The sequence below is a fragment of the Streptomyces sp. NPDC001889 genome (genome assembly GCF_053594535.1).
Window position 1 is genome coordinate 35,905 of record NZ_JBSFER010000038.1, and the last position, 12,627, is coordinate 48,531.

General features: G+C 75.1%; 4 protein-coding genes. 2 read left to right on the plus strand and 2 right to left on the minus strand.

Annotated features, from left to right (window positions below; genetic code table 11):
* Window positions 1-88: 88 nt before the first annotated feature.
* Window positions 89-2,623 (plus strand): BTAD domain-containing putative transcriptional regulator, encoded by a 2,535-nt coding sequence (locus tag ACWCRA_RS33130; RefSeq protein ID WP_451069305.1) that lies wholly within the window; start codon window positions 89-91, stop codon window positions 2,621-2,623.
* 79 nt (window positions 2,624-2,702) lie between these two features.
* Here the strand turns inward: ACWCRA_RS33130 and ACWCRA_RS33135 are convergent, their stop codons facing one another.
* The gene (locus ACWCRA_RS33135) at window positions 2,703-4,319 is read right to left on the minus strand and encodes an aspartate aminotransferase family protein (RefSeq protein ID WP_351558254.1); all 1,617 of its coding nucleotides are present in this window, start codon (window positions 4,317-4,319) and stop codon (window positions 2,703-2,705) included.
* A gap of 123 nt (window positions 4,320-4,442) precedes the next feature.
* Window positions 4,443-4,844: a YybH family protein gene (locus tag ACWCRA_RS33140; RefSeq protein WP_351558256.1), complete on the minus strand. Its 402-nt coding sequence runs from the start codon at window positions 4,842-4,844 to the stop codon at window positions 4,443-4,445.
* 293 nt (window positions 4,845-5,137) lie between these two features.
* On the opposite strand from ACWCRA_RS33140, the gene ACWCRA_RS33145 reads away from it, so the two are divergent.
* On the plus strand, window positions 5,138-12,627 hold a 7,490-nt coding region (locus ACWCRA_RS33145; protein WP_451069306.1), incomplete at its 3' end, for a type I polyketide synthase.

The following is a 12,627-nucleotide window of genomic DNA, read 5'->3' on the forward strand; positions in this document are numbered from 1 at the left end:
ATCCCCTGGGTCCGGCCATTCATATCGAGTGATGTGCACATTCTCAGTGCTCTAGGGAGTGACCGTGCAATTTCAGATCCTGGGGCCCATGGAAGTTTTCAGCGGCGGTCAATCGCTGCCACTCGGCGGCACGAAACAGAAGGCCACCCTCGGCTATCTGCTCCTCCAGGCCAACCGGGCCGTGGCCACCAGCCATCTGCTCCACGCCTTATGGCCGGTGGGCGAGGCCCCGGTCTCCGCCCGGAAGGTGCTGCAGAACGCGGTCTGGGGTCTGCGGCGGGTGCTCACCGGGCCGGTCCCCCGAGCGGCGCCGGACCGGGGCCCGGATGCCCGGGGCCCGGACCAGGGCACCGCCCTGGTCACCCAGGCCCCCGGGTACAGGCTCCGGGTCGACCCCGGCGATGTCGACTTCTTCCGCTTCCAGAGCCGGGTGGAGGCGGGCCGGGCGAAGCTCGCGGCGGGCGAACCCGAGCAGGCCGCGCGGACGTTGCGCGAGGCCCTCGCGCTGTGGCGCGGACCCCTGCTGGCCGATCTCGTCGAGGCCGGTATCGGCTGGCCCGAGCTGTCCACCGCGCAGAACGCCCAGTGGGACGCGATGGAGGACTGCTTCGAGGCGGAGCTGGCCTGCGGGCGCCATCTGGCCGTCCTCGGCGACCTGGAGGCCATGGTCGAGGGCATGGCCCTGCGCGAGCGCTCGGCCGGGCAGCTGATGCTGGCCCTCTACCGCGGCGGGCGCCAGGCGGACGCGCTCCATGTCTACAGCAGGGTGCGCACCGCGCTGGTGGAGGGCCTCGGGCTCGAACCCGGCCGGGACCTCCGGACACTCCAGCAGGCGATCCTCGCGCACGACCCCGCGCTGACCCTGCTGGGCACGCCCCCCGGCCGGAAGGAGGGCACGGGGGTGGAGCGCGTCGTGGTGGAGCGAGCGGGGGCGGTGTCCACGGAGGCGGAGCAGCCCCGCACGGGCACCAGCACAGGAACCAGCACCAGCACAGGAACCAGCACCGGCACCGGAACCAGCACCGGACTCGCGGAGGCCACCGTGCCCCGGCCGTCCGTGCCGACGGGCGATGAGGGAGTCCCGCGAGCGGGCACGGCGCCGCTCGACAGCGGCCAGTGGGCCGTCCACGGCATCCCCGAGCCCCGGTCGGAGTCCGGCGGACGCGAGTACGTGAGCACGCTGGTGGTGCAGTCGCGGTTCGCCCCGGAGGCGGCCCGCGCCGGGGCACCGGGCGCGGAGGAGCTGCTGAAGGACATCACCGCGCGCGTCAGGGAGAGCGCCGAGCGCTTCGGCGGCGCGGTCAGTGCCACGCTCGGCTCCGTCACCGTGCTGCTGTTCGGGAAGACGGGCGAGCAGCGGGACACGGCCGAGCGGGCGGTCCTCGCCGGGCTGGCCGTCGCCGAGGAACTCCACTCCGGTGCCGCGCCGCTGCCCCCGGAGGTGACCGTCCGCGCCTCGGTGGCCACCGGGGAGGTGCAGGTGTGCAGCCGGCTCGCCAACGGAGCCCCGCTGACCTTCTCCGGCCTGCTGCTCGGCCGGGCGCACGCGCTGATGTTCAGCGCGGACGACGGGGAGATCCGGGTCTGTGACGAGACACGGCGGGCCACCGGGCCGCGGATCAGCTACCGCCGTCACGACCCCAGCGGCGAGTGGATCGTCCGGGGAAGCCACCGGGACATCGTCGGGCAGGACTTTCTGCCCACCGTCGAGCGGGAGTTCGAGCTGGGGCTCGTACGGCATCTGGTGGAGCACGCCCGGCACCGCTCCGCCTCGCATCTGGTCACCGTGCTCGGCGAGGCCGGGACGGGAAAGTCTCGGTTCCTCGCGGAGTTCGGGCGGGAGATGTCCCAGCGCTACTGTCTGGCCCACTTCCGGGTGCCGGAGCGGGCCGCCGGTCCCGACCCGCGCGCTCCCGCGCCGCCCGACAGCGATCCGAGCGCCGTGCACACCCTGGAGTGCGCGATGGTCAACGCCCTCTTCGGCATTCTGCCCGGCGACTCCCCCCAGCTCGCCATGGACAAACTCCTCAGCGCCTTCCGGCGCCTCGGCGAGGGGGAGACCGAGGCCCACATGGGCTGGCTCAAGGAGTGCCTGGTTCCGTTCGTCGATCCCGGAGCCGGACCCATCCCGCCGAAGGACACGGCGGTGGAGATCGCCGAATGGCGGAGATTCCTGGAGCGGGCGGAGCTGGGGCACCCTCTCGTCCTCGTCATCGACGATCTCCACCGGGCCCATGACGATCTGCTGGACTTCGTCGACGGGCTGGCCGGTCTGGGGTGGGTGCCGCTCGTCGTGGTCGTGTCGGCCCGACCGCAGCTGCTGCGGCGCCGGCCCGGCTGGGGCGGCGGGAAGCGGCACACCGCGACGATCACCCTGGAGGCGCTCTCGGACGCGGCGGTGGACGAGCTGGCCGACTTCCTGCTGCTGCCGGCGCCGGGCGGACAGCGGGGGCCCGCCCGCTGGTTCCAGGACCAACTGGGCGCCGGCGGCGACGGGCCGGAGGAGCGCCGCCGCCATGTCCGCGCCCTCCTCAGCATGGGCACCCCCCGGCGTTTCCTCCGGAGCGCCCCGGGCGGCGGCAGAACGGCGCCCGGGCCGCTGGCCCCCTCCGGCAGCAGATAGCGGCGGACCGGCCCCCCGTACCGGGGCCGCCACCCCGCCCCGGGCGCCGCTTCCCTCGGGCGAGCGCCCGGGGCGGGCGTCAGTCACCGGCGAACGCCTGTCCGTCCTGGTCCCCCAGAACGCGGCACAGGGCCCGCAGCGCCTGGTCGAGCCGGTCGATCTCGGCGTCGGTCAGCAGCAGCGACGGCTCGAAGCGGAGGGTGTTGACGGCGCTCGCGGTGGGGAAGGTCCGGATGCGGTGCGCCGTGAGGAGATAGCCGGAGACGGCATAGCCGAAGACACCGGCGAGGGCCGCCGCCCGAATCCGGTGCGCCGTCGCCCCCGACTGGTCGTGGAACTCCAGACCGAGCATCAGCCCGGTGCCCCGGACCTCCTTCACCACCCCGGGGAACTCCTCCCGCAGCGCGGTGAAGACCGCCCTCAGCCGCTCGCCCCGCTCCCGCGCCAGCCGGTACGCGCGGCCGCCGTCGGCCTCCAGCAGTTCGAGCACCCGCAGCGCGAGGGTGGAGGAGAAGGTGTCCTTCGCGAAGGTCGAGGTGTGCACCAGCTCGAACTCCGGGCGGTACCGCTTCCCCCGGATCAGGGTCACCGCCGTCTTGGCGATGCCCCCGCCGAGGCTCTTCGCCAGGGTGTAGTAGTCCGCCCGCAGCCCGATGCGCGAGGCCGCGAAGAAGGCGCCCGTGCGCCCCATGCCGCTCTGGATCTCGTCGACCACGATCGGGCACCCGGCGTCCGCGCAGGCGCGCTGAATCTCCCGCGCGGTCTCCGGGCTCATCTCCCGGATGCCGCCCTCGCCCTGGATCACCTCGCAGACGAACGCGCCGAAGACCGGGAAGGGCCGTTCGACGACGGCGATCCCGCCCCCTTCGACCACCACATCGAGGACGGTGCGCCGCTCCCGCGCGAGGACCTCGCCGAGGGCCTCGGGCCGGTCGGAGGCGATGAAGCGGGCCGGTGGCGCCATCGCCGCGAACGGCAGCCGGTACGCGGCGTTGTGCGTCAGCTGGACGCTGCCGACCAGCTTGCCGTGGAAGGAGCCCTCCAGGGTGAGGAAGACCGGCGGGCGGGCGGTGCGCCGGGCGTTCTCGGCGCGCACGGCCCCGGCCAGCCGGTCGAAGCCGGCGGGACCCGCCTCGCGGTCCTCCGCACCGATGTCCAGGGCGTCGAACGCCGGGGCCGTGACCTTCGCGCCGCCGTCCAGGACCGCCGCGCGCGCGGCGTCCAGATGGGCACCGATCTCCTCCTCCAGAGCGCGCAGTTCGAGCACCCGGTCGAACTCGGCGTGCTTGAGGGCGACTTCGACCGACTCCGCGCCGCTGTTGGAGAAGACCGAGAAATAGGGCTCGCTCTCCCCGAATTCACGCTGGACAATGGAGTTCAGAAGCCGCGCGACCTTGCTCGCGGCGGGCTGGCGGGAACCCTGGGCCAGCACCGGGCTGCCCGAATCCAGAAAATCCCGCGCGGCGGCGACCACTTCGGGATGGTTGTGGCCGAGGATGAGCGACCCATAGCCGCCCGCGAAATCGATGACGGGAATCTCCTCACCCGATCCGGTACGGAGGATGAGCGTGTTTCCCGCGCCGCGCACATACTCGACACCGAATCCGAGGGAGGAGAGCCACTGGAGCATCATCGGATCGGCGAGTTCGGTTTCCGTCCCGGATTGGGGAATGGACGTGGTCCGGTCTGAGGCCATGGGCCGACCATAACCGGGGAATCCGGGCGGCCCCACAGCTGCCGGTCACGGCCCGGTAAGATCCCCGCCCGCTCCCCTCGCGATGAGCGGCCGGTGCCCCCGCCGTGAGCGAGCGGTCCGGGCTCAGGGGAGCGGCGGCGCTCCGCCGAAGGGGTTGTCCACGGCGAACCGCCACGAGCCGTCCGCGCCCCGGCGCAGCACGTCCACGCCGGTGCCGTTCATGTGCTCCGGCCCGTCGGGGCCGGCGATCTCGATGGACCAGTCCACGATCAGCAGCGCCGTGTCGCCGGCGGTGAACGACTCCCGCAGCGCGGCGGTCATCCGGGGTCCGAGTGCGAGGAATTCCCGCAGGGCCTCCTTGCGGGCCGGGCCGGAAAGCGGGTTGCCCGGCTCCCACACGGCGATCGCGTCCGCCGTGTACACATGGTCGAGTGCGTCGAGATCGCCCGCGTTGAAGGCGGTCAGAAAGAGCCTTGCGTGTTCTTCCGGACTGCCGGCGGACGGGAAGGGGGGTGTACCGGGCATGTCGAGGGCGCTCCCACTCTCATCGGTAGGGACTTCGGGTGTCCGGGCACGTCGCCGCGGCGACGGCCACGCGGGAAACGGCCCGGGGCGATGGCTCGCGGGCAATGGCCCGAAGATAGCCGACGGCGCTTCGGATTCGGCTCACGGCCGGGCAATGGACGGATCAACGGCCGTTCGCGCGGGGGCGGTTACCGGCTCCTTACCGGGAGCTGGACCGGCCGGAGTAAAACTGGGGCCGCATTCCCGAACGTCTACCGGACGCCGCTGGCGGCCATGAGGGGAATCGCTCCACCATGAAGAAGATCGCCGTTGTCGGAGTGTCCTGCCGCCTGCCCGGAGCCGGTGACCCCCGGGCCTTCTGGAAGCTGCTGAGCGCGGGGGAGAGCGGTGTCTCGGACGGGCCGGACGGCCGGCGCGGCGGGTTCCTCGCCGCCACCGAGGCGTTCGACCCCGGCTTCTTCGGTGTGTCACCGCGCGAGGCCGCCGCCATGGACCCGCAGCAGCGGCTCGTACTCGAACTCGTCCAGGAGGTCCTGGAGGACGCCGGGACCGTGCCCTCCGCACTGCGCGGCACCGGTACGGGGGTCTTCGTCGGCACCTCGCGCGACGACTACGCCCACCGGCTCTACCAGCACGGCGGTGCGGCGATCACCCGGCACACCATGACCGGTCTCAGCCGAGGGGTGGTCGCGGGCCGGGTCTCGTACCATCTCGATCTGCGCGGACCGAGCCTCACCGTCGACACCGCGCAGTCGTCCTCCCTCGTCGCGGTGCATCTCGCCTGCGAGAGCCTGCGGTCGGGCGAGACGGACACGGCGATCGTCGCCGGGGTGAATCTGGGCTTCCTGCCCGAGCACTCCGTGACCGAGGAGCGCTTCGGGGGGCTCTCCCCCGACGGCGCGTGCCATGCCTTCGACGCCCGGGCGAACGGTTTCGTGCCCGGCGAGGGCGGCGGCGCCGTGCTCCTCAGACCGCTGGAGCGGGCGCTGGCCGCCGGGGACCGGATCTACGGCGTCGTCCACGGCAGCGCGGTGAACAGCGACGGAGCGACCCCGGGGCTGACCGTGCCGAGCCGCGCCGCCCAGGAGAGCGTGCTCCGGCTGGCGTACACCCGCGCCGGGATCGATCCGCGCCAGGCACAGTACGTCGAGGCGCACGGCACGGGCACTCCGGTCGGCGACCCGGTCGAGGCGGCGGCGCTCGGCGCGGCCCTCGGCCGGGGGCGGCCGGACGGGGACCGGCTGCTGATCGGGTCGGCCAAGACCAACGTCGGTCATCTGGAGGGCGCGGCGGGCATCGTCGGCCTGCTCAAGACGCTCCTCGGTCTCCACCACCGGGAGCTGCCGCCGAACCACGACCACCGCGACGACCATCCGGCGATCCCGTTCGGGGAACTCGGTCTGGCCGTGCAGCGCTCCCGGACGGGATGGCCGCACCCGGACCGGCCGCTGGTGGCCGGGGTCAGCTCCTTCGGCATGGGCGGCACCAACTGCCATGTGGTGCTGGGCGCCGGCCCACCGCCCGCCCCCCGCGCCGAGGACACCGTGCTCCCCGCCGTCCTGCCCTGGGTGGTGTCCGGGCGCGGCGGTGACGCGCTGCGCGCCCAGGCCCGGCGGCTGGCGGACGCCGTGCGCACGGGCGGCTGCGGCCCGGACCCGGTGGACATCGGCTGGTCGCTCGCCACCACCCGGGAGACCTTCGACCACCGCGCGGTCGTCCTCGCCGACGCCGGGGACGGGGACGGGGACGGGGACGGAGGCAGTGGAGACGGAGGCAGTGGAGACGGAGGGGCCACGGGCGGCGGGGTTCCCCCGGGGGAGCACCGCGCGGCCGTCCGGGACCGGCTGCTGCGCGGTGTCGACGCGGTGGCCGAGGGGCGGTCCGTGCCGGAGGTGTTCACCGGCGTCGCCCTGCCCGGTCGCCTCGCGGTCGTCTTCACCGGCCAGGGCAGCCAGCGAGCGGCCATGGGACGGGGGCTGTACACGGCGTATCCGGTGTACGCGGAGGAGTTCGACCGGGTTCTCTCGCATCTCGACCCGCTGCTGGGGCGCTCGCTCGGGTCCGTCGTCGACTCCGGCGAGGGGCTCGACAACACGGCGTTCACCCAGCCCGCCCTGTTCGCCGTCGAGGTCGCGCTGTACCGCCTGGTGGAGTCCTGGGGCGTACGGCCCGCTCTGCTCGCCGGGCACTCCGTCGGCGAGATCGCCGCCGCCCATGTCGCCGGGGTGCTCTCCCTCGCGGACGCCGCCGCGCTCGTCGCGGCCCGGGGCCGGCTGATGGGGGCGCTCCCCGCGGGCGGCACCATGCTGGCGGTCACGGCGGCCGAGGAGGAGGTGCTGCCGCTGCTCACGGGGTACGAGGACCGGGTGGCCGTCGCCGCGGTCAACGGTCCGGCGGCGGTGGTGCTGTCCGGGGAGAGCGCGGCCGTCGCCGCCGTCGCGGCCCGGCTGGCCGCCGCCGGGCGGCGGACCAAGCGGCTCGCGGTCTCCCACGCCTTCCACTCACCGCTCATGGAGCCGGTGCTCGACGGCTTCCGGGCCGTCGTGGAGTCGCTGCGGTTCCGGCCGGGGACCGTGGACCTCGTCTCCACCGTCACCGGCCGCCCGGTGCGCGACGGCGCGATGTCGTCCCCCGCGTACTGGACCGACCAGGTGCGCCGCCCGGTGCGGTTCCTGGACGCGGTCCGGGCGCTGGAGGAGGAGGGCGTCACCACCTGTCTCGAACTGGGCCCCGACGGGGTGTGCTCGCCGATGGTGGCCGACGCGGTACGCGACCCCGGGGCGCGGCGGGTCGTGCCGGTCGCGGCCCTGCGGGCGGGCCGGCCCGAGGCGCCCTCGCTGCTGGCCGCCCTCGCGACGGTGTTCGTGCGCGGCGGGGCGGTGGACTGGGCCGCCGTGCAGCAGGGCGCGGGGGGCCGCCGCACTCCCCTGCCCACCTACGCCTTCCAGCGCGAACGGCACTGGTTCGACACCTCCGGGGGCGGCGCTCCCGCCCCCGGGCCGGCCGCGCCTCCGGAGGCCGCCGCCCCCGGGCCCGTACCCGAGCGGCCACCGGAGGAGCAGCCCCCTCCCGGCGCCCTACCCGACGGACCGCCGGAGAACGACACCACCGATCCCGCGCACCGCACATCACCCCAGGACGACACCACCCGCCCCGCGCCCCACCCGTCACCCCAGGACGGCACCACCCGCCCCGCGCACCGCGCATCACCGCGTGCGCGGGAGGTGGGCGATCTGGTGACGACCCGGGTCGCGGAGGCGCTCGGTCACCGGGACCACCGGCGCGTCGAGCACCACCGCACCTTCGGTGAGCTGGGGTTCGACTCCCTGACGGCGGTGGAGCTGCGGTCGGCGCTGGCGGAGGCCACGGGGCTGCGGCTGCCCACCGGACTGCTGTACGACCACCCGACCCCGGCCGCCCTCATCGCCCACCTCGCGGACCGCCTCGCCGGACGACCGGTGGCGGCCGGGCCGGTGGAGACGGGGAGCCGCGCGGAGCGGGCGCCCGGCCCGGCCGACGACGGTGACGCCATCGCCATCATCGGCATGGCCTGCCGCTACCCCGGCGGGGTCACCTCCCCCGAGGAGCTGTGGCGGCTGGTCGACGACGGAGTGGACGCCGTCTCGGCCTTCCCCGCCGACCGGGGCTGGACCCTGGACTCATCCGCCACTCCCGGCCCGGCCCCCGGAAGCGGGCTGCCCGACCGGGGTGGATTCCTCCATGACGCCGGCGACTTCGACGCCGCCTTCTTCGGTGTCTCGCCGCGCGAGGCCCTCGCCATGGACCCGCAGCAGCGGCTGCTCCTCGAAACCGCCTGGGAGGCGGTGGAGCGGGCGGGCATCGACCCGCGCACCCTCGCCGGCACCCGTACCTCCGTCTTCGTCGGAGCCACCGCGCTCGACTACGGCCCCCGGATGCACGAGGGGGACGGCGGCGCCGAGGGCCATGTGCTCACCGGTACCGCCCCGAGCGTCGCCTCCGGCCGGGCGGCCTTCTCGCTCGGTCTGCTCGGCCCCGCCGTCACCGTCGACACGGCCTGCTCGTCCTCGCTGGTGGCGCTGCATCTGGCGGTGCGCTCCCTGCGCTCGGGCGAGTCCGCGATGGCGCTCGCGGGCGGGGTCGCCGTCATGTCGACGCCCGGCATGTTCGTGGAGTTCGCCAGGCAGGGCGGGCTCGCCCCCGACGGCCGCAGCAAGTCCTTCTCGGCGGACGCGGACGGCACCTCCTGGGCCGAGGGCGCGGGTCTCCTCCTGCTGGAGCGGCTCGGTGACGCACGGCGCGGCGGTCACCGTGTGCTGGCCGTCATCCGGGGCAGCGCCATCAACCAGGACGGCGCCTCCAACGGGCTCACCGCGCCCAACGGCCCCTCCCAGGAACGTGTCATCCGCCAGGCCCTCGCCGACGCCCGGCTGCGCCCCGCCGACATCGACGCGGTCGAGGCCCATGGCACCGGCACCCGTATCGGCGACCCCATCGAGGCCGAGGCGGTCCTCGCCACCTACGGCAGCGACCGGGCGGGGGGCGAACCCGTCCGTATCGGGTCCCTGAAGTCGAACATCGGCCACGCCCAGGCGGCAGCGGGCGTCGGCGGTGTCATCAAGATGGTCCAGGCCCTGCGCGCCGGGGTGCTCCCGCGCACCCTGCACATCGGTGAACCCACGCCGCACGTCGACTGGAGCGGCGGCGCGGCGGAGCTGCTGCGGGAGCGGCGGCCCTGGCCGAGGACGCCGGGCCGCCCGCGCCGGGCCGCCGTCTCCTCCTTCGGCATCAGCGGGACCAACGCCCATCTCGTCCTCGAAGAGGCCCCGCCGGAGAGCGGCATCCCGGAGACCACGGACGGCGCCGCCACCTCGGGGACCCCACGCGCCACCGCCCCGGTGCCTCCCGGGCCCGCCCCGGTGAGCCCCGCGCCCATGCCCGCCCCGGTGAGCCCCGCGCCCGTCCCCGTGCCGTGGGCGCTCTCCGGCCGCACCGACGGGGCGCTGCGCGCCCAGGCCCGCCGGCTGCGCGAACTGCTGCGCCGCCGGCCGGAGCTGAGTCCGGCCGATGTCGGGCACTCGCTGGCCACCACCCGTACCGCCTTCGAGCGGCGCGCCGTGGTCACGGGCGGCGGGAGCGCCGATCTGCTCCTCGGCCTGGAGGCGCTGATACGGGGGGAGGACTCCCCCCACCTCGTGCGCGGCACCGCCGCCGACCACACCCGTACCGCCTTCCTCTTCACCGGCCAGGGCTCGCAGAGGCCGGGGATGGGCAGGGAGCTGTATGCGGCCTTCCCCGTCTTCGCGGACGCCTTCGACGCCGTGTGCGCGGCGCTCGACCCCCATTGCGGCCGTCCGGCGCGCACCGTGCTGGATGTCCCGCCGGTACCGGAGCCGGGCCGCGCGGACGGCACGGGCGGCGGCGAGGGCGGCGCACGGATGCACCCGGTCCATACGACGGCCTTCGCCCAGCCCGCGCTCTTCGCCGTCGAGGTGGCGCTCGCCCGGCTCCTGGAACACCACGGCCTCACGCCCGACTTCGTCGCGGGCCACTCCATCGGCGAGCTGGCCGCCGCGCACATCGCGGGTGTGTGGTCGCTCCAGGACGCGGCCCGGCTGGTCGCCGCCCGGGGCCGGCTGATGCAGTCGGCGCCCTCCGGCGGTGCCATGATCGCCGTCCAGGCTTCGGAGGCGGAGGCGCGCGCGGCGCTGGAGGACCGCCGGGGGACGGTCGCGGTGGCCGCCGTCAACGGCCCCGACGCCGTGGTGATCTCCGGCGACGCCGACGGCACCGCCGCCGTCGCTGCGGCCTTCGCCGCGCGCGGACGCCGCGTCCGCGCCCTGCGGGTGAGCCATGCCTTCCACTCACCGCACATGGACGGGGTGCTGGAGGCGTTCCGGTCGGAGGCCGGGGACGTCGACCACCGGCCGCCCCGGATTCCGCTGATCTCCACCGTCACCGGCGAGCCGGCCGATCCCGCCGAGCTGGCCTCCCCCGACTACTGGGCCCGGCAGATCCGCGAGCCCGTCCGCTTCCTCGACGCCGTACGGACGCTGGAGGCCCGGGGGGCCCGCGTGCTGCTGGAGGTGGGCCCCGATGCCGCGCTCACCGCCATGGCGGATCGCTCCCTCACCGGGGCGGCGGACCCCGTGACCGTCATTCCGCTCCAGCGCGGGGGCCACCCGGAGGCCGGTGCCTTCGTCGCCGCGCTCGGCCGCGCCCATGTGGCGGGCGCCGCGCCGGACCTGACGCCCCTCTTCCCCGGCGCGGGGCGGGTGGACCTGCCGACCTACGCCTTCCAGCGGCAGCGCTACTGGCTGCTCCCCGGGGCGCGCGGCGACGCGCGCGGCCTCGGGCTCGATCCGTCACGCCACCCGCTGATCTCCACGGCCGTCGAACTCGCCGGCCGCGACGAGACGGTGCTGACGAGCCGGCTCTCGCTCGCCGGCCAGCCCTGGCTCGGCGACCATGTGATCCGGGGTTCGGTCCTCGTGCCCGCCACGGCCTTCCTCGAACTGGCCGTGGCCGCCGGGGACCGCGCGGGTGCCCGGCGGGTCGCGGAACTCACCCTGGAGACACCGCTGGTGCTGTCCGGGCGACAGGCCGTGCGGGTCCAGATCGCGGTCGCGGCGCCGGACGCCCGGGGCAGCCGCCCCTTCACCGTGCACGCCGCGCCCGACGGCGGCGAGGACGAGCCCCGGATCTGGACCCGGCACGCCTCCGGTCTGCTCGACGCCCCCGCTCCGGACGCCCCCACGCCGCCGTCCCCGGCACCGGAGCCGTGGCCTCCGGCGGGCGCGGTGGCGGAGCCGGTCGACGGTGCCTATCGGCGTCTGGATGAACTCGGCTACGGCTACGGCCCGGCGTTCCAGGGGCTGCGCGCCCTCTGGCGGGTCGGCGACGACCTCTGTGCCGAGGTACGGCTGCCCGGTGACGAGGGCGTGTCCCCGGGCGGGTACGCCGTCCACCCGGCGCTGCTGGACGCCGTGCTGCACCCGCTGCTGCCGGGGGGAACCGACCCGGAGGCCCCGCCGGGGCTGCCGTTCGCCTGGAGCGGTGTCACGGTGCACGCCGGCGGCGCCACCGAGCTGCGCGCGCGGATCTCACCGGCGGGCCCCGGCGCGTACCGCATCGTCCTGCTGGACGGCGGCGGACTGCCCGTGGCCACGGTGGAGTCGCTGACCCTGCGCCCCATGGACAGCTCGGCGCCGCCGCTCGGCGCGGCCTCCGGTGCGGCGGACGCGGCGCTGTTCACGGTGGAGTGGCGGCGGATCAGCACCCCCGGCGGCGGCACGGCGCGGTGGACGGAGGTGCCGGACACCGGGGAGCTGCCCCCACCGGGGGACGGCGATCCGGTGGTGAGGGTCGCCGGTGGCGCGGTCGCCGACGCGGCGGCGGTGACGGCCCGCGCGCTGACGCTGCTCCAGCGCTTTCTCGCCGATGAGCGGTACGCCGGGTCCCGGCTGGTCTTCGTCACCACCCGCGCCATCGCCGCACTCCCCGGCGAGGACGTACCCGGACTCGCCCAGTCCGCCCTCTGGGGACTCATCCGCACCGCACAGACCGAACACCCCGGCCGCTTCGCCCTCATCGACCTCGACCACCCCACCACCCCCATCCCCCACACACCCCACACCCCCCAACTCGCCGTACGCGACGGCAAGCACTACACCCCACAACTCACCCGCACCACACCCCCCACCAACCCACGACCCCCCACCCTCGACCCGAACGGAACCGTACTCATCACCGGAGGCACCGGCACACTCGGCGCCCTCCTCGCCCACCACCTCGTCACCCACCA

Coding starts and splice junctions, on each gene's coding strand:
- ACWCRA_RS33135 (WP_351558254.1), bottom strand. CDS start 4,319: ATGGCCTCAGACCGGACCACGTCCATTCCCCAATCCGGGACGGAAACC.
- ACWCRA_RS33140 (WP_351558256.1), bottom strand. CDS start 4,844: ATGCCCGGTACACCCCCCTTCCCGTCCGCCGGCAGTCCGGAAGAACAC.
- ACWCRA_RS33130 (WP_451069305.1), top strand. CDS start 89: ATGGAAGTTTTCAGCGGCGGTCAATCGCTGCCACTCGGCGGCACGAAA.